16 protein-coding genes and 1 pseudogene are annotated in these 18222 nt (G+C 31.1%); 8 read left to right on the top strand and 9 right to left on the bottom strand.

The window, feature by feature from the left end:
* Nucleotides 1–16: 16 nt before the first annotated feature.
* Nucleotides 17–883: a UTP--glucose-1-phosphate uridylyltransferase GalU gene (galU, locus tag LQ682_RS11245; RefSeq protein ID WP_216683703.1), complete on the bottom strand. Its 867-nt coding sequence runs from the start codon at nucleotides 881–883 to the stop codon at nucleotides 17–19.
* Between the two features lie 444 nt (nucleotides 884–1327).
* On the opposite strand from galU, the gene LQ682_RS11240 reads away from it, so the two are divergent.
* A complete protein-coding gene (locus LQ682_RS11240; RefSeq protein ID WP_239724246.1) occupies nucleotides 1328–4234 on the top strand; it encodes a CDP-glycerol glycerophosphotransferase family protein in 2907 nt (968 codons plus the stop codon).
* Between the two features lie 19 nt (nucleotides 4235–4253).
* Entirely contained in the window at nucleotides 4254–6026 is a 1773-nt protein-coding gene (locus LQ682_RS14245; protein WP_239724244.1) for an accessory Sec system protein Asp2, read from the top strand.
* Nucleotides 6027–6124: 98 nt separating this feature from the next.
* Here LQ682_RS14245 and LQ682_RS11230 read toward each other — a convergent pair whose 3' ends face one another.
* The 8 genes from LQ682_RS11230 to panB form a co-directional block, all read right to left on the bottom strand.
* On the bottom strand, nucleotides 6125–6484 hold the full coding sequence (locus LQ682_RS11230) for a hypothetical protein (RefSeq protein WP_239724242.1): 360 nt from the start codon (nucleotides 6482–6484) through the stop codon (nucleotides 6125–6127).
* 142 nt (nucleotides 6485–6626) lie between these two features.
* The gene (gene galE / locus LQ682_RS11225; RefSeq protein WP_239724240.1) at nucleotides 6627–7634 is read right to left on the bottom strand and encodes a UDP-glucose 4-epimerase GalE; all 1008 of its coding nucleotides are present in this window, start codon (nucleotides 7632–7634) and stop codon (nucleotides 6627–6629) included.
* 21 nt (nucleotides 7635–7655) lie between these two features.
* On the bottom strand, nucleotides 7656–8798 hold the full coding sequence (locus LQ682_RS11220; protein WP_064211637.1) for an aminotransferase class I/II-fold pyridoxal phosphate-dependent enzyme: 1143 nt from the start codon (nucleotides 8796–8798) through the stop codon (nucleotides 7656–7658).
* Nucleotides 8799–8803: 5 nt separating this feature from the next.
* On the bottom strand, nucleotides 8804–9424 hold the full coding sequence (locus LQ682_RS11215; RefSeq protein ID WP_239724239.1) for an acetyltransferase: 621 nt from the start codon (nucleotides 9422–9424) through the stop codon (nucleotides 8804–8806).
* Nucleotides 9421–10017, bottom strand: a complete 597-nt coding sequence (locus LQ682_RS11210; RefSeq protein ID WP_017000300.1) for a sugar transferase — start codon at nucleotides 10015–10017, stop codon at nucleotides 9421–9423. Before LQ682_RS11210 ends, LQ682_RS11215 begins: the two co-directional genes overlap by 4 nt.
* A gap of 16 nt (nucleotides 10018–10033) precedes the next feature.
* Complete coding sequence (locus LQ682_RS11205; RefSeq protein ID WP_261797360.1) at nucleotides 10034–10597, bottom strand: glycosyltransferase; 564 nt, start codon at nucleotides 10595–10597, stop codon at nucleotides 10034–10036.
* Nucleotides 10598–10915: 318 nt separating this feature from the next.
* Nucleotides 10916–11758, bottom strand: a complete 843-nt coding sequence (panC, locus tag LQ682_RS11200) for a pantoate--beta-alanine ligase (RefSeq protein WP_064205271.1) — start codon at nucleotides 11756–11758, stop codon at nucleotides 10916–10918.
* Entirely contained in the window at nucleotides 11755–12564 is an 810-nt protein-coding gene (gene panB / locus LQ682_RS11195) for a 3-methyl-2-oxobutanoate hydroxymethyltransferase (RefSeq protein ID WP_064205270.1), read from the bottom strand. The genes panC and panB overlap by 4 nt, the downstream gene beginning before the upstream one ends.
* A gap of 63 nt (nucleotides 12565–12627) precedes the next feature.
* On the opposite strand from panB, the gene LQ682_RS11190 reads away from it, so the two are divergent.
* The 6 genes and pseudogenes from LQ682_RS11190 to LQ682_RS11165 all read left to right on the top strand — a co-directional run.
* Complete coding sequence (locus tag LQ682_RS11190) at nucleotides 12628–13488, top strand: oxidoreductase (protein ID WP_103269477.1); 861 nt, start codon at nucleotides 12628–12630, stop codon at nucleotides 13486–13488.
* Nucleotides 13489–13557: 69 nt separating this feature from the next.
* Complete coding sequence (locus tag LQ682_RS11185; RefSeq protein ID WP_064205268.1) at nucleotides 13558–14430, top strand: SDR family oxidoreductase; 873 nt, start codon at nucleotides 13558–13560, stop codon at nucleotides 14428–14430.
* Between the two features lie 288 nt (nucleotides 14431–14718).
* The gene (locus LQ682_RS11180) at nucleotides 14719–15756 is read left to right on the top strand and encodes a quaternary amine ABC transporter ATP-binding protein (RefSeq protein ID WP_064205267.1); all 1038 of its coding nucleotides are present in this window, start codon (nucleotides 14719–14721) and stop codon (nucleotides 15754–15756) included.
* A complete protein-coding gene (locus LQ682_RS11175) occupies nucleotides 15749–16585 on the top strand; it encodes an ABC transporter permease (RefSeq protein WP_064205266.1) in 837 nt (278 codons plus the stop codon). The genes LQ682_RS11180 and LQ682_RS11175 overlap by 8 nt, the downstream gene beginning before the upstream one ends.
* 17 nt (nucleotides 16586–16602) lie before the next feature.
* Nucleotides 16603–17481: a glycine betaine ABC transporter substrate-binding protein gene (locus LQ682_RS11170; protein WP_017000277.1), complete on the top strand. Its 879-nt coding sequence runs from the start codon at nucleotides 16603–16605 to the stop codon at nucleotides 17479–17481.
* Nucleotides 17482–17636: 155 nt separating this feature from the next.
* Nucleotides 17637–18026 (top strand): annotated as a pseudogene (locus tag LQ682_RS11165) (zinc-binding dehydrogenase); the annotation flags it as partial.
* Nucleotides 18027–18222: the final 196 nt, after the last annotated feature.

Here is an 18222-nt window from a genome sequence, read left to right as displayed (position 1 = left end):
ATCTCGCCCCGCCTTTCTACTCTATATTAAGTGATTGAATATATTGCTTGATTTCTTCTTTCATTTCATTATCTTTCAATGCATATTCGATTGTCGTCTTAACGAACCCTATTTTTTCGCCAACATCATAACGTTCCCCTTCAAAATCATACGCATAAACTCTATCATCTTGATTAAGGCGTTCAATAGCATCTGTTAATTGTATTTCACCCCCACTACCTTCAGTTTGATTTTCTAAATAATCAAAGATCTCAGGAGATAATACATATCTACCCATAATCGCTAAATTAGATGGTGCTGTTCCTTGTTTAGGTTTTTCTACAAATTTTTCAACTTCATATCGTCTGCCTTCTTGAGATTGAGGTGCAATAATGCCGTATCTATGTGTTTCACTTGTTGGAACTGTTTGAACACCTATAACTGATTTATGAGTTTCTTCATATTGATCCATTAATTGACGAATAGCTGGTGTATCTGATTCAACAATGTCATCACCTAATAATACGGCGAATGGTTCGTTACCAATAAATTGTTTAGCCGTAAAAATTGCATGCCCCAAACCTTTTTGTTCTTTTTGTCTCACATAAAATATATTAGCCAAGTTTGTAGAATACTGTACTTTATCAAGTAACTCTAGTTTCCCTTTTTCATATAAATTTGTTTCTAATTCCTTTTGTGTATCGAAGTGATCTTCAATCGAACGTTTATGTTTCCCCGTAACTATAATGATGTCCTCAATACCAGCTTTTGCCGCCTCTTCAACGATATATTGAATCGTTGGTTTATCTAATATTGGCAACATTTCCTTTGGCATAGCTTTAGTTGCCGGTAAAAATCTTGTCCCTAGACCAGCTGCTGGAATAATTGCTTTTTTAATAACCATATTATTCTCCCTTTAATATAAAATAAATTTTCCTAAGTATTTTAATATTAGGAATTGCACATTATTTGATTTTGAATTTAATTATTTTTTTAACACAATACTTATAAATTTTACTATTTTATTAATATAAAGTAAATAACTTTTTACATTTTAGTCAATTTATTTTTTTATACAACTATAATCAGTTTTTTTTATAATATAATATTAAAGTTTTATAATGTTACATATGTATTTTTATTATTATAAATAATATCTTCCATAAACGAACAATATATAACGAATAAGTTTTTATTTGTTTAGCACTTGATTTTTAAATAAATTCACAAAACTAAAAAAATCATTTATTGTTTTTAAATTTTATACTATACTAACTCAATGTACATTTTTTAAAAAGAATTTTTTATTTTTTAAAATAATTATATGAAATGAAATAAGGAGAGAACTATGAGTATATTAAGAACTATGTTCCGGGAAAAAGTATCTATTGAAAAAAGGGAAAAATTAAAAAAATTTTTAAAGTATGAGGGCAATACGAATTATCACAAGCCAGATAAACCTTATATTAATGGTTTTTTAGATGGTCAAAGTAAAGATGTAATAAAAAAACAAATACTAATAGAAAGTTTACATGGTAAGGACATTAATGGTCATTTATTTGCACTAGCAAAAGAATTAAACCAATATACTGAGTATAATGTCTTCTTAGTAACAAAAAGTATGGATGATACCCAAAAACTACTTACTCAATATAATCTTCACAACATTTCAATAATACAACACATGACATATGATTATGGGTTACTTTTAGCAACTTCACAAATATTAATTAATGACAACACTTTCTATCCTTTCTTCTCTAAAAGAAACGAACAACAATATTATAATTTTTGGCACGGTACACCTTTGAAAACTTTAGGAAAAGACATAGAAGGCGAATTCTTAGAGTTTGGTAATGTTGCTAGAAACTTTATGATGACTGATGCATTATATTTACCAAATGAATATTCTGTAAATAAAGTACTCGGTAGTTCAGATTTAGAAGGTGTCCTTAAATCTGATGTATATATTTCCCCATCTCCTAGAAATTCTTTATTATTTGATAAAAACAGAGGAGAAAATATAAGGAAAGATTTAAATTTAAAAAACAAAAAAATTTATATCTATATGCCAACTTGGAGAGGTCATAAAAAAGACAAAAACATTAACTTTACTGAAGAAAATATTTTGACTTCACTTGAACAAAAACTACCAGATGATGTAATAGTATTTTATAAACTTCACTCAATGATCTCAAAAAACTTTATTTTTAACGGAAAAAAAGTAAAACCATTTCCTGAATCATACGAATTATACGACTTTATGAGTTCAGTTGATGGGCTAATTACAGATTATTCTTCTATAATGTATGATTTTGCCAGTCAAAATAAAAAAATAATATTGTTCACTTATGATTATGAGGAGTACCGAGTAACTAGGGGAATGTATGAAGATATTAAGCAATATCCATTTAATCTCACTGATAATATAGAAGAAGTTATAGAAATTATTAGTAATAACGAACCTAATGATTATTCTGATTTTGCATATAAATTCTGCCCCAACGATTCAGTAAATGGTACTAAAGAGATAGTAGAACATATGTTATTTAATAAGTCACATAAATCTATCGAATTGTATAATAATTATAATCAAAAACCTAATGTCTATATGTTTGTAGGTCCGATGTGGGATACCGGCATCACAGCAGCATTAAAGAACTTATTAAAAAATATTGATACATCAAAAAGAAACTACATTCTTTGTTTTGAAAGAAAAGCAATAAGTAAGGCGGGAGAAGAAAACATACTCCTATTACCTCCGAATGTAAAAATTTATCCAATAGAAGGAATTAGAATCTTAAGATCTGCAGAAAAAGAACTCCATAATAAATACGTAAAAGAAGGTAATTCCGCAGGATTTTCAGATAAACTTACGAATATTCAAAACAGAGAAATCAATAGAGTTTTTGGAAATAACATACCAGATTATTATATTCATTATACAGGTTTTGAAGCTAAGTACTCAGAGTATGCTGTCTTCCTCAAAAACTTTAACACAAAAACAATGATATATGTACACACTGATATGTTTGAAGATTATAAGAACAAGAAAAATTATAATAAGAATCTTGTATCTGATGCCTGGCAAAATGCTGATAAATTAGTTTTAGTTAATGAACATTTAAAACAAGGTTTTAAAGATAATTTTTCATATGAATTAGATAATATTCATATTGCAAATAATTTCTTAGGGGTTAGTAGAATTAAAGAATTATTACAAGAGGATTTTTTAGAAACTTTTCAAAAAGTTAGATTTCATTTTAGAAATTTCCAACAATCAAAAAACGATTTGTTTGAAACTTTAAATGACACATTTATAAATCCTAATAATTCAGATGACCCTATAATTTTCAAAGCAATAAAACGCTTTTCAACTAACCCAATTGTTAAGTATGCTAAAAATAGTGAACAAAAAAAATTATTATTACAAAATAATGAAATGAAACAAGAATTACACCTATCTTATGTAAAAGAAGTTTATGGTGAACAAATTATTGAAGATTTTTCTAAAACAATAGAAGATAAAAAGAAATATAACAATTTAATTATGAGTTTATTAAGAGAAGATTTAAATACTTCTTACTTTTTGAGGCATTATAATACAATTCAAAATTATATTGAAGATCACTATAAGTCTAAAGAGATTAGTTCACCTATTATGCAAGACTATAATCCTGAAATAGGATTAAAAACTTTTAAAGATGAATTTGGTCTAAGAAAGATGGAAATGTTAAAAGAGCTTGAAGACCCAAATATAAAAGTATTTTTCAACATTGGTCGTTTCGATCAACAAAAGGGACATGATAGATTAATAAAGGCATTTGAGAAAGTTTATGAACAAGATAATAACACTAGACTTTATCTACTTGCTTCTTATGGTCCTATTAAAGAAAAAACCTTAAACCAAGTTAGACATAGTGATGCTAAAGATGCTATTACTGTATTAGACAGAATGAGTAATCCTTATTTATTATTAAGCAAGGTAGATGCCTTCGTTTTATCTTCATATTATGAAGGACTTGGTCTAGTTGTTTATGAGAGTATGTATGTGAATACACCTGTTATCTCAGTGGATCTCAACACAACAACTCAATTTTTACAAGATACAGATATAATTTTAGTAGAAAATTCTGAAGATGGCTTAATAGAAGGAATGAATAGATTAATAAACAATGAATTGCCAACAACTAAATTTAATTTTGATAAATACGAAACAGAGAGAATTAATGAATTTGAAAGTTTATTCAAATAATAAATAAAGGGAGAAAATTGTGACTATAAAAATTGCAACTATAAGTTCTTGCGTAACAAGAGATAATTTTAACTCTTCATTCAATCCTTACTATAAAGATTATTTTGAAGTTATAGCACATCAAAACCAAGTATCCATTCCTAGTTTAATGTCTGAACCATTAGAATTAAACATTGATAAAGATTTCCTTGATTATGATTTAGTGCGACAACGTCATATAAAAAGTGAATTTGATAAAACCTTTTTACAAAAGATCCGTAAATCTCAACCAGAATATATTGTTATAGATTTATATGGAGATATTAAACTTGGTCTAATTCAAATAAGTAAAGATTCCTATATAACTGATAATTGGAAATTCAAAAAAATTCCAGAATTATTTAATAAGAAAAAAATAAATATTATTAATGACTTCGATATCTATATAGAAATATGGAAATTCTATATAGATAAATTGTTTGTTTTTTTAAACAAATATTTACCTAACACTAAAGTTATAATAGTTAACGCTAGATTTAATGATAAGTTTCCTGATAATACGTCTGTAGATATGTACAGAGAAAAATCCAAGTTACCAATCCAAAATATTGTTAAGATGAATTCTTTATGGAACCAATTGGATTCTTATATTGCTAAAAATTATAATGTTTTGAATATAGATATGACACAAGAAAAATATTATCTTGATAAAAATCACTTATGGGGGAAGTATTATTTACATTTCGAACCCAAGTTTTACAAGGACTTTTTAGTTAATTTATTAAACATCGTATATAAAGACGAAGTTTTAACAAATTCTAATAATATTGTAGATGAAAAATCTAAATTGTTTAAAAATCAAAAAATAAATTTTGATGATGTAGAACAAAAATTGATAAACGCAAAAAGAGTTGAAGTTATAACTAATTCTGATACTAATTTAATTAAATTAGCAAGAAGAAATAAAGATGCTTATAATTTATACAAAAAATTATTAGAACAAGACTATGTGTTATATTTCCATAAAGATGGTGTATCTAAACTTTATAAAAGAAAATATGTTAACGAACTTTTTAAACGCAAAGATCTTATTAAATCAAACGAGGTTTATTACACATTAGATAAACCTAAAGATAGAAAAATCAATGAGGACATCCCAAGAAAATTATTAGTCATTTTTACTTGTATGCCTCCACAAAACGAATATGATAGTCATTTAATGCCTAAACGTATGTTCACAAAATTCTTTGACGGAATTGAAAGAAGTTTAGTTAAAAACGTTTATACTATGCGTATTATGGATTTAAATGTATCACATGGCTCTCACTATATAAGCACTGTAAATTATCAAAATTATGAAAATGAAATTCAACAAGCTATTTTACAATTAAAACAAGATTTAAATATTCAAGATGAAAATATTGTATTTTATGGTGTTTCAAAAGGTGGTACAGGTGCTTTATATCATGGTTCTGCTCTGGATTTCAAAACTTTAGCAGTCGATCCTATACTAAACATCGGAGATAAATTAGAAGATAATGATAGGCGTTTTTTAAAGAATTTAAGAAAAGAAGACTTAGTTCCAGATATTAATAAAAATTTAAATAAATATAATACTATGGATAAATATTTAATATGTAGTGAAAAAGTACCTCTATACTATGAACAAGACATGAGATTAGAAAAAGATAAACTTAAAATTTTAAATAAAATTGATAATTTAATTACTTCACATCCAGAAGTTTCAAGGAATACGATTCCTGAACAATTAATGATTTTAAACACCTTATTAGGTGGATTTGAATATAATTAAAAATGAACCTTCTTGTACATGTTGTATTCATTTCACAACACAAAAGCCCTGCACACGCTTCTATTCTATATGCGTATGCAGGGCTTTTAATATTCCTTCTATTCACTTTTACTTTCTTTAATTTGCACTGATTCTTCATATGCGTAAACCGCTTCTTGGTAATTATTACTGCGCGGTAATATTTTCTTTTCGACTGCTTGGTTATATGCATCCATTTTTGTTTTTTCATCTTTTTTGCTATAGATAATTTCAGCTAAATCTTGTTGATTATTTATTTTCATTTCTGAATCTTGTTTTTCTTCCTTTTTCTCTTTCTTTTCTTTAGATGATTTAGCATCTTTCTTTTGTTCTGTAGCTTTATCATCTTTTTCATCGGTACCTATTTCCCCCGTTATCATTAAATAACCCGTAAATATTGTGAAACATATGACTAATATAACTGGTATCAGATTTTTCATTTGTATACCTCTTTCTCTAGTTTCTATTATCATTAATATTAAACTACAAAATATTGATATACAACTATAGTCAGTTACTTATATAATAATTACCAAAAAACGTTTAAGAGTCCGGGACATAAATTCGTCTCGGACTCTTAAATTATATTACATCTTTATTAATACTGTTATACCCTTCTGGATACTTCTTATGAAATGCCCATGCTGTTTTTATAATTTCTTCTATATCTGTATATTTTGGTTTGAAGTTTAATTTTTCGACTGCTTTTTTTGTTGAAGCAATAAGTATACTTGGATCGCCTGCTCTTCTTTGTTCTACTTTGCATGGAATGTTATGACCTGTTACTTTTCTTGCTGCTTCAATAATTTCTAGAACGGAATACCCTTTTGAACTGCCTAAATTTATTGATTGGCTCTCGCCACCATCATTTAAGTATTTCAACGCTTTAATGTGTGCGTCCACCAAGTCTGATACGTGTAAGTAGTCTCTTATACATGTTCCGTCTTTTGTTGGGTAGTCATTTCCGTATATAGCAATTTCTTTTCTTTTTCCTAATGCTACTTCTAATATTATCGGTATTAAATGTGTTTCTGGGTTATGGTCTTCGCCTATTGTTGCGCCAGCTTTTGCACCGGCTACGTTAAAGTATCTTAATGCTATATACTTTAATCCATATGCTTTGTTTGCCCATTTAACCATCTTTTCCATTACTAATTTTGATTCACCGTATGGATTTGTTGGTTGTAATATCGTTTCTTCTTTAATAGTTACTTGCTCTACTTCGCCATACACTGCTGCAGTTGATGAAAATATTAATTTGTCGATTGAGTATTTTTTTATTGTTTCGAGTAAAACCTGCATACCATACATATTATTATTAAAATATTTAAGTGGCTTTTTCATAGATTCGCCAACTAGTGAGTATGCACAGAAGTGCATGACTGCATGAACTTTCTCGTTTTTAAATACATTTTCCATAAACGCTATATTTCTACAGTCCCCTTCATAAAATTTAGCTTTTTGATGTATGGCTTCTTTATGTCCTGTTTCTAAATTATCGACTACTACTACATCAAACCCTTCCTCAATTAATTGATCTACTGCATGAGATCCAATATATCCTGCACCACCTAGAACTAAAACTTTCATTTTCCCTTCCTCTTTTACTTTTTAGTTATATTGTTTTGCAAGTTTATTTATATGTTCAATAACAATACTCAATTGTTCTTCTGTCATATTTGAGCCTGACGGAAGACATACCCCTGTTTCAAATAGTTTTTTCGCATTATCTTCTTTTTCAAATATGTAGTCATACCCCTCATACAATGGTTGCAAGTGCATCGGTTTCCACACTGGCCTCGCCTCAATATTATGTTGATGTAGGTATTCAATTAACGTTTTAGCAGTAAATCCTGTCTTTTCTGAGTCTATCGTTAAGGCTGTTAGCCATCTATTAGATTTACTGTTCTCTAATTCTGGTTGGAATTGAAATCCTTCTATTTCATTTAATACGTCGTAATAAGTATCAAATATAGCTCTTCTTTGATTTACGCGTTCTTCTAACACTTCCATTTGGCCTCTACCTATACCTGCTGAAATATTACTTAGTCGATAATTATAACCTAACTCACTATGTTGATAATGAATGGCTTTATCCCGTGCTTGAGTCGCTAAATATAATGCATGTTTTATACTCTCTTCATTGCTTGAGACAAGCATACCTCCACCGCTCGTCGTAATAATTTTATTCCCGTTGAATGAAAATATCGCGTAGTCTCCGAAGCTACCGCTTTTCTTACCTTTATATTCTGACCCTAACGACTCTGCTGCGTCTTCTATTAACTTTACGTTGTATTCTTCACACAACGCTTGAATTTCATCCATTTTGGCTGACTGTCCATATAAATTCACAACTATAACAGCTTTAGGTCGTTTGCCTACCTCAGTATATTTTTCTAAAGCTTTGCGTAAAGCATGTGGCGACATATTCCACGTATCCATTTCAGAGTCGATAAATACTGGTGTCGCTTTTTGATATAAAATAGGATTAGAAGTTGCGCAAAATGTTAAAGAAGAACAAAGCACAATATCTCCTTCACTTACTCCACATTCTATTAATGCTAAATGTAAAGCGAATGTCCCGCTTCCAACTGCTAAAGCATGTTCTACTTGGACATAATTTTTAACAGTGTTCTCGAATTCAGTTACATTTTCTCCAAGCGGTGCAATCCAATTTTGTTTGAAAGCACTGTCTATATATTTTTGTTCATTTCCTCCCATATGAGGCGATGATAAATATATTGTTTGATTCATTCTACCTACCTCCTAATAGGCTTTGCAGGTGTCCCAACTACTATTTGATGATTTTCGACATGATTTACCACTGTAGCGCCAGCCCCTACAATTGCGTCGTCGCCAATTTTTAATGCTGGTAATACTGTAGCGCTAGCACCTATTTGTGATGCTTCTCCAACTTCTACGCCTCCTGTTAGCGTTGAATTCGGTGAGATATGGACATAGTCTTTAATGACGTTCTCATGCTCGATGATGGATCCTGTATTGATAATGTTATGTTTACCAATTGATGTTTCTGCGTTTATAACACTATTTGCCATCACGACTGTCCCGTTCTCTATTTTCGCTGATGAACTAACAATCGCTGATGGATGTGTCAGAACAGGAAATTGTTCAATTGAAATTGCTAGTCTATTAAACAATCTCTTTCTTATATGATTATTACCTATAGCAATATGGAATACATATTCCGCTTTATATAAATGAATATTTTTCAGATTATCGTATATTAAATTTTCTTCTTTGTGATATTCTGTTATGTCATCCGTTAAATAGCCTTTAAGCTCATATTCATCACTTAAATCAATTATTTCTTTAACTACTTTCGCCTGGCCGCCATTTCCTATTAACAGTATAGGTTTCATAGTGGATTACCTCTAAATTTCTCTATTGTTACATGGTTAGTAGCTGTAATATCTTTTCTTTTGATGACATTCATAATCGTCTTATATAAGATAAACATATCTAATTTAAATGATTGATTTTCCACATACCACACATCTAATTTGAATTTTTCTTCCCAAGATATAGTGTTACGGCCATTCACCTGTGCCCATCCTGTTATACCAGGTTTTACGAGATGTCGCTTTCTTTGTTCTTCTGTATATAACGGTAAGTAGTCCATCAAGAGTGGCCTTGGCCCTACTAGACTTAAATCACCTTTTAATACATTAATTAATTGTGGTAGTTCGTCTATACTCGTTTTACGAATGAAATCCCCTGTCTTTGTCATTCTATCTTTATCAGGTAACAGCTCACCATTTAGGTCTCTTTCATCAGTCATTGTTCTAAATTTTAAAATCTCAAATGGCTTTTCATCTTTACCTGGTCTCGTTTGCTTAAAAAATATAGGTTTGCCAATCTTTTTGTTGATTACTATTGCAGTTCCTAAAATAACAGGAGAAGAAACTATTAAAGCAGCGAATGAGACCGTTATATCTAATGTTCTTTTTAACATTCCATCACGCCTTTATTTATTTTGATAATACTTTATCGTATATACATTTCATTTGTTCTAGCACAGTAGTTTCGGAATATCTTTCTTTAATTTGTTCATTATTCAAGCCCATATTATGACGTAAATTTTTGTTCTGAATTAACGTTATAAACTTATCTATTAATTCTTCGTCATTATCTAAGTCGATTGTGAAACCATTAATTCCATTTTGTACTAAATCCGTATTACCACGTATATGACTTACTATTAATGGCTTATGCAATGCCATGCCTTCTAATACACATCTCGGTAGTCCTTCTTGAGTTGATAATAAAGCAACGATGTCTGACTGATAGATTATTTCTTTAATATCTTGTCTATATCCTGCAAATATAACGCCTTCAAGGTTGTGATTCGCCACATATTCTTTATATACTTCTCCCATTTCCCCACTACCGATGAGCACTAACTTTGCACGTGGACATTTATACGTAATCTTTTTCCAATTTTTAAGTAAGTATAGCTGATTTTTTCTTTTACTCATTTCTGCCACGTAACTGATGATGATATCATTTGAATCTAAGCCTAATTCCTCTCTAATACTCGTATGATTATCAATATTAACAGCATTATATTCACTTAAATTAACACCGATACCATTAATGAAATGAACATTTTCTTTATTAAAAAATTGTTGTGCGCTCTAAAAGTTGATTTGTTGGATGTAGCTTTTTTGTATTTGAGTCATGCTATTGATAAATAAGGACGTATTTTCGTCATTATATTTCCATATATGCAAAATACAGGTCGATAAAATATAATTATCGAACCGCAAATAAAAAAAAGCAGTAGAAATATGGTTTTGACCATGATTTTCTACTGCTTTTCATTTTCCTATATACTTATCTCCACTAAGATTTTATATAATCACATTATCTATCAATCGTGCTTGTGAGAATTTAACGGCTAATGATATGAAGATTTGTCCCTTAATGGTTTGTTGTTCTATGAGTTCGGGGTAGCTATATACTGCGACTTCTACTATCTCTCCGCTCACATTTTTTTCTAAATATGTTGTAATAGCTTCTATTAACACTTTGCTATTTCTTTCGCCTGCTTCATATAATTCTTTAGCTTTTTGTAAGCTTTTAGATAAATGTACCGCTTCTGTTCTTTCTTCTTCTGTTAAATATACATTTCTTGAGCTTTTGGCTAAACCGTCTTCTTCTCTGACTATATCAATAGGTACAATTTCTATATTATGATTAAAGTCTTGGACCATTTTTTCGATAATGGCTAATTGTTGTGCATCTTTTTTCCCGAAGTATGCTTTTGTTGGTTCTATTATATTAAATAATTTATTAACAACTGTTACTACACCGTCAAAATGTCCTGGTCGTTTCTTACCTTCCAACACAGTAGCTAAATATCCTACTGTAATAGACAAACTTAATTCTCCTGGATACATCTCTTCTACTGTTGGATGAAAGACATAATCTACACCTATTTGTTTCAGTTTATTTAAGTCTTCTTCAAAAGGTCTTGGATAATCGTCAAAGTCTTCGTTTGGCCCAAATTGTAATGGATTTACGAATATACTCACGACTGTTATGTCATTTTCTTGAATAGATTGTTTCATCATTTTTAAATGACCGTCATGTAAAGCACCCATCGTTGGTACAAGTCCAATAGTCTTATTTTGTACTTTATATTTTGAAGAAATATTCATCATTTCTTTTATATATTCAATTACTTGAGTCACTTACCTGTCTCTCCCATCACTTTCTTTTTATACGTAAATTCTTCTGAAGGGAAAGCGCCACTCTTAACTTCTTTATGATAATTATTCAACGCATCTACTCCAGTTGAAAAGTTTCCATATTGTTTAACGAACTTAGCAACATGTTCTGAACCGTAGTTTAATAAATCGTGATATACCAATACTTGGCCATCTGTTCCTTTACCTGCTCCGATACCGATGACAGGGATAGTCAGCTTTTCACTAATGACTTCTGCTAAGTCACTCGGTATTGCTTCTAATACAAGCATAACTGCTCCTGCAGCTTCTACTTCTTGTGCATGTTTAATTAACTGTTCTGCATCTTCTTTAGAACTTGCTTGTAACTTATATCCTGTTATGCCAACACTTTGTGGTGTTAATCCTAAATGGGAAACGACTGGTACGCCGATTTGCGTGCAACGTTCGATTAAATTTGTGTGCATGCCTTCTATTTTGATGGCATTCCCTTTTGTTTCTTTGTATAAATCAATAGCATTTTTGATATCTGTTGCATCGTCTATTCCGATAGCGCCAAATGGAACATCAACTACTACAAAAGTATTTGGTGCACCTCTTCTTACTGCCTTAGCATGATGAATCATATCGTCCATCGTTACTTCAACTGTACTATCGTATCCTAGTACAACCATGCCTAATGAATCACCGACTAATATCGTATCAATTTGTGCTGATTCTGCTTGCTTAGCACTTGGATAATCATACGCAGTAATCATTGAAATTTTTTCTGTTTGTTCTTTCATGACTAACAATTCTTTAATTGTTTTCATCCCGTACCACCCTTAAATTTTTGTTATTATATATATATAATAACACCGAAAGGAAAATAATAAATGAAAAAGTTTGGAATAATTGGTCCAGGTGCAGTTGGTACAGCTATTGCTTTTGCCTTACGAGAAAACGCTCTTGATGTTACATTATTAGGCAGAGAAAATTCAGAAGTTCGATTTCAAGATTACAATGAGCAAGCAATTCATACATTGCCCGTAGCGTCACTTAAATCCTCAACAGAAACATTTGATATTTTATTTATAGCTGTTAAGACTACTCAACTCGATCAAATCACACCTCATTTAACAAATATCACACATGATAAAACAGTTATTATACTAACTCAGAACGGTTATGGTCAGCTTAAACAGATTAACCATTCTCATGTATATCAAGCGGTTGTTTACATTAGTGGTCAAAAAACAGATCAACAAGTTACCCATTTTAGAGATTGGACATTAAAGTTACCTATCAATAATGATACTTTGTTACTAAAGAGTTTAACTAAAGATAGCATTTTAAATATTGAATGTATCGAAGACTACTACGAACAAGTTTGGTATAAGCTACTCGTCAATTTAGGTATTAACACTGTAACAGCTATAACTCGCCAAACAGCAAAAGTACTCAAATCAGATGGTATAGAAAATCTTTGTCGTAACCTTTTAATAGAAGGAAGACGAATTGCTTCTGCTGAAGGTATTCATTTTAACGAGCAATTAATTGACAGTATCATGAATATTTATGCAGGATACCCAGATGATATGGGTACAAGTATGTACTATGATGTCATCAATCATAAATCACTTGAAATTGAATATATTCAAGGTTATTTGCTAGAACAAAGTAAAAAACATCAACTTTCAACACCTCTAATAGAAAACTGTTATGCAATATTAAATACATTTCAGCCAGAAGTCTAAGCTGTTTTATTTTTCATTGACGGGCTATGTTAAATAATAACCATTAAATGAAAAGGTGATGATTTTTACATGAAAGATAAATTTGAAAAGAAACATGAAGAAATCGAAGGTTACACACAAGATGTACAACCAGGCGTTGAACATGAAATGGAACCGAAGCCTATTATAGAAGATGAAGATTATAAAGCTGGCGGCAAATTAAAAGGTAAAGTTGCTTTAGTGACCGGCGGAGATTCTGGCATTGGAGAAGCTACAGCTATTTTATTTGCTAAAGAAGGCGCTGATGTTGCGATATCTTATTATGACGAAGATACTGATGCGCAATACGCTATAAAAAGATTACAAGAAATCGGTGCGAAAGCTAAAGCTTATTCACACGATCTAAAAAAAGACAATCATGCAGAAGAATTAGTAAATAATGTGATACAAGACTTTGGCAAAATTAATATCCTCGTTAACAACGGTGGTATTCAATATCCACAAAATAATTTTGAGGATATTTCTAAATCACAATTACAAGAAACATTCGAAACAAACTTTTTCGGAATGTTCTATTTATCCCAGGCAGTCTTACCGCACCTTAATAAAGGCGATGCTATCGTTAATACAACGAGCGTAACAGCATATCGAGGTTCGGCTCACCTTATTGACTATTCAGCTACTAAAGGTGCTATCGTTTCATTTACAAGATCGCTTGCAACTACACTAGCTGATAAGGGTATCCGAGTGAACGCTGTTGCACCTGGTCCGATATACACACCACTAATTCCAGCTACATTCGATGAAAGTAAAGTTGAGAATGCTGGATCTGATACGCCACTAGGTCGAAGAGGACAGCCAAGTGAAAACGCACCTGCCTATGTATATTTAGCATCACAAGATTCCACTTATGTAACAGGACAAGTAATTCATGTAAACGGTGGAGACTTCATGACAACTTAATAATTACACTGAATTTTTAAAAAATTTAAAGAAAAAAATTCTTTTTTCAAAGCGCTTATTTTAAATATGAAGAAACACGTCTTTATGTCTAAAAATTAAGCGCTTTCTTTATTGTTATTAATACTGGCTTGAGCATTTAATATCTTATAAAATTAATTAACTTTTTATGATTTTTGCACGTAAGAATTTAAGTTTAATACGTTATAAATTGTGCAATATCAATTTGACTATAAAATTTTACTGTGCTAGTGTAATATAAGTCGATTAAATAGATAAGGACTGGTTATTTTGAGCAATATACAAATCAAAGACGTTACAAAAGTTTTCGGCGATTACAATGACCAAGTTAAATCACTATTAAAGGAAAATAAGTCAAAAGACGAAATCCTTAAAGAAACTGGTTCTACTGTAGCCGTTAAAAACGCTAACTTTACTATTGAAGATGGTGAGGTATTCGTAGTCATGGGGCTTTCCGGGAGCGGTAAATCAACGCTAATTCGCTTGATTAACCGATTAATAGACCCAACTGATGGCGATATCTTAATCAATTCAAATAATATTTCTTCTCTTAACAAAGAAGATTTAAGAAACTTCAGAAGAGATAACTTAAGCATGGTATTCCAAAGCTTCGCATTATTCCCCTTCAAAACTGTTGTAGAGAATGTTGCTTTTGGTTTAGAAGTTAAAGATGTTCCGAAAAAAGAACGATTAACAAAAGCTGAAGAATCATTAAAATTGGTTGGACTTGATGGTTACAAAGACCAATATCCAAATCAATTATCTGGTGGTATGCAACAACGTGTTGGTTTAGCTAGAGCTTTAGCTAATGACACAGATATCCTATTAATGGATGAAGCTTTCTCAGCATTAGACCCATTAATTCGTAAAGAAATGCAGAATGAACTATTACAATTACAACAAGATATGAAAAAAACAATTGTTTTCATTACACACGACCTAGACGAAGCACTACATATCGGGGATCGTATCGCATTAATGAAAGATGGTGCTATCGCTCAGGTTGGTACACCAGAAGAAATCGTTATCAACCCTGGTAACGACTATGTTAAAGATTTCGTTAAAGACATCGATCGTTCTAAAGTATTAAAAGTTAAACATATTATGGATTCAGTAGAAAATGTTGAAATGACAGACGATAAGACTTTCATAGATGCAGAATCACTACTGTTTGAAACATTTCCACATTTCAGAACGGGAACACATGAACTTTGGATTAAAGAGAACGACAAAATTGTTGGTAAATTAAACTTCAAAGAAGTATTCGATGTGTTAGCTCAAGGGAATGAGGTGATGGATCATGCTTAATCTATTACCTATCTTACCTCTTGGTGAATGGGCAGATTCGTTTGTTGAATGGTTAACTGATACGTTTAGTTTTATTTTTGATCCTATTAAAACGTATTTAGGAAACTTCATGCAGTTCATCATTTCATTATTAGATTTGTTACATCCATTCGTATTTATCATCATTGTTATGATATTAGCTTACTTCATTATGAATAAGAAAATCGTCGCTCCTATTCTTGTAGGTATCGGCTTGCTCTTTATTTATAACCAAGAATTATGGGATCAGTTACTGAATACAATGACGTTAGTTATTATCAGTAGTTTATTATCAGTTATTATTGGTGTTCCACTTGGTATTCTAATGTCTAGAAGTGATCGTTTCCAAGCAATTATGAAACCAATATTAGACTTTATGCAAACAATGCCTGCATTTGTTTATTTAATTCCAGCAGTAGCATTTTTCGGTATAGGTATGGTTCCAGGTGTATTCGCTTCTATTATTTTTGCGACACCACCTACTATCCGTTTAACAAACTTAGGTATTAGACAAATATCTGCAGAACTAATTGAAGCAAGTGACTCATTCGGTACGACTTCAATGCAAAAATTAATTAAGGTACAACTCCCTCTTGCTAAAGCATCAATCATGGCCGGTGTTAACCAAACTGTCATGTTAGCTTTATCAATGGTTGTTATAGCATCAATGATTGGGGCACCAGGTTTAGGTAGAGACGTATTAAGTTCTCTACAACGTGCAGAAGTAGGAACAGGATTTGTAGCAGGACTAAGTATCGTTATTCTTGCTATCATCATTGACCGCTTCACTCAATCATCTAAAAACAAATAAACTTAGGAGGATTCAGAATGAATAACAAATGGCGTGTACTCGTTCTTATGCTATCATTAGCACTTGTATTAGCGGCTTGCGGGAATGGCGGCTCAAGTGAAGATGGAGACTTAGGTAAAAAAGATATTAAATTATCTTACGTTGAGTGGGATTCAGAAGTTGCCTCAACACATGTAATACAAAAAGTTTTAGAAGATGAAGGTTATAACGTAGAAGCTACACCTTTAGATAACGCAGTAATGTGGGAATCTGTAGCATCAGGTGAAACTGACGCAACAGTTAGTGCGTGGTTACCAGGAACTCATGGTGATTTATACAAAAAACATAAAAAAGATCTTGATAACTTAGGTGCAAACCTTAAAGGAGCTAAAATTGGTTTAGTAGTTCCTGAAGACTTCGATGGTGATTCAATCGAAGACTTGAAAGATCAAGCTGGTAAGAAAATTGTAGGAATTGAACCAGGTGCTGGTGTTGTTAAAGCATCTGAAAAAGCAGTTAAAGATTACAACTTAGATGGATGGGAAGTTGAAACTTCATCTTCAGGTGCAATGGCTACTACATTAGGTCAAGCAATGAAGAAAAAAGACGACATTGTAGTTACTGGTTGGTCTCCACACTGGAAATTCCAAAAATATGATCTAAAATACTTGAAAGACCCTAAAGGTTCATTCGGTGAAGCAGAACATATTAATACAATGGCTCGTAAAGACTTGAAGAAAGATAGTCCAAAAGCTTATGAAATTTTAGACAACTTTAACTGGAAGACAAAAGACATGGAAGAAGTTATGTTAGACATCCAAGAAGGTACATCACCTAAAAAAGCAGCAGCTAAATGGGTAGATGACAACCAAGATAAAGTTAAAGAATGGACTAAAGATTCAGACTCAGATAAATAATAGAGCGCGTGGTATAAACCATTAACTCAAAATAAAGCTCCTAACCCCTAGTTTATTGAACTAACGGGTTAGGAGCTTTTATTTATATATGCTTCGGGTTATGTGTTGGATTAATGAAGTAGATAATCCAACAAGGGTGTGTCTATTTGGATTACATAAATTCTGGGGAATCAAATCCAAGTGATGTTATTAGTAAATACACTGATAATGGCGTTGATGTAGCATTTGAGGTAGCTGGTGTAGCGCCAACACTTAAATCTGCAATAGATGTTACTAAAGCAAGAGGTATTGTTGTTATAGTTTCTATATTCGGTCATCCTATTGAATGGAATCCAATGCAATTAACTAATACAGGTGTAAAACTTACTTCGACGATTGCTTATACACCTACTACATTTCAACAAACAATAGACTTAATTAACGAAGGTAATTTAAAAGTCAAAGACGTCGTTACTGATGAAATTGAGTTAAATGATATTGTAGAGTCAGGATTTGAACAACTTGTAAACGATAAATCACAAGCAAAAATTCTCGTTAAATTATAATAAAGGTTATAAAAACTAATGAAAGGAGAATCTTCAAATTAGAGATTCTCCTTTTATTAGTTTTCTTCCTGTGATTATTTGTTTTTACTACTTCATTTTTATTATGGTTCTGTTGCAAAGTTGAATTTATAGTATAATTTTAACAAAAAGGAGTCTTCTGTATGAACTATTTCAGATATAAACAATTTAACAAGGA

Source organism: Mammaliicoccus sp. A-M4 (genome assembly GCF_022386955.1).
In the GTDB taxonomy this organism is placed as follows: domain Bacteria; phylum Bacillota; class Bacilli; order Staphylococcales; family Staphylococcaceae; genus Mammaliicoccus; species Mammaliicoccus lentus.
The sequence above is the reverse complement of the archived record's forward strand: the minus strand, read 5'-3'. Positions and strand labels throughout refer to the sequence as shown.

Excerpts from the sequence above, each read along its gene's own strand:
- galU (WP_216683703.1), bottom strand. The coding sequence starts at position 883 with ATGGTTATTAAAAAAGCAATTATTCCAGCAGCTGGTCTAGGGACAAGA.
- LQ682_RS11240 (WP_239724246.1), top strand. The coding sequence starts at position 1,328 with ATGAGTATATTAAGAACTATGTTCCGGGAAAAAGTATCTATTGAAAAA.
- LQ682_RS11230 (WP_239724242.1), bottom strand. The coding sequence starts at position 6,484 with ATGAAAAATCTGATACCAGTTATATTAGTCATATGTTTCACAATATTT.
- galE (WP_239724240.1), bottom strand. The coding sequence starts at position 7,634 with ATGAAAGTTTTAGTTCTAGGTGGTGCAGGATATATTGGATCTCATGCA.
- LQ682_RS11220 (WP_064211637.1), bottom strand. The coding sequence starts at position 8,798 with ATGAATCAAACAATATATTTATCATCGCCTCATATGGGAGGAAATGAA.
- LQ682_RS11215 (WP_239724239.1), bottom strand. The coding sequence starts at position 9,424 with ATGAAACCTATACTGTTAATAGGAAATGGCGGCCAGGCGAAAGTAGTT.
- LQ682_RS11210 (WP_017000300.1), bottom strand. The coding sequence starts at position 10,017 with ATGTTAAAAAGAACATTAGATATAACGGTCTCATTCGCTGCTTTAATA.
- panB (WP_064205270.1), bottom strand. The coding sequence starts at position 12,564 with ATGAAAACAATTAAAGAATTGTTAGTCATGAAAGAACAAACAGAAAAA.
- LQ682_RS11190 (WP_103269477.1), top strand. The coding sequence starts at position 12,628 with ATGAAAAAGTTTGGAATAATTGGTCCAGGTGCAGTTGGTACAGCTATT.
- LQ682_RS11185 (WP_064205268.1), top strand. The coding sequence starts at position 13,558 with ATGAAAGATAAATTTGAAAAGAAACATGAAGAAATCGAAGGTTACACA.
- LQ682_RS11175 (WP_064205266.1), top strand. The coding sequence starts at position 15,749 with ATGCTTAATCTATTACCTATCTTACCTCTTGGTGAATGGGCAGATTCG.
- LQ682_RS11170 (WP_017000277.1), top strand. The coding sequence starts at position 16,603 with ATGAATAACAAATGGCGTGTACTCGTTCTTATGCTATCATTAGCACTT.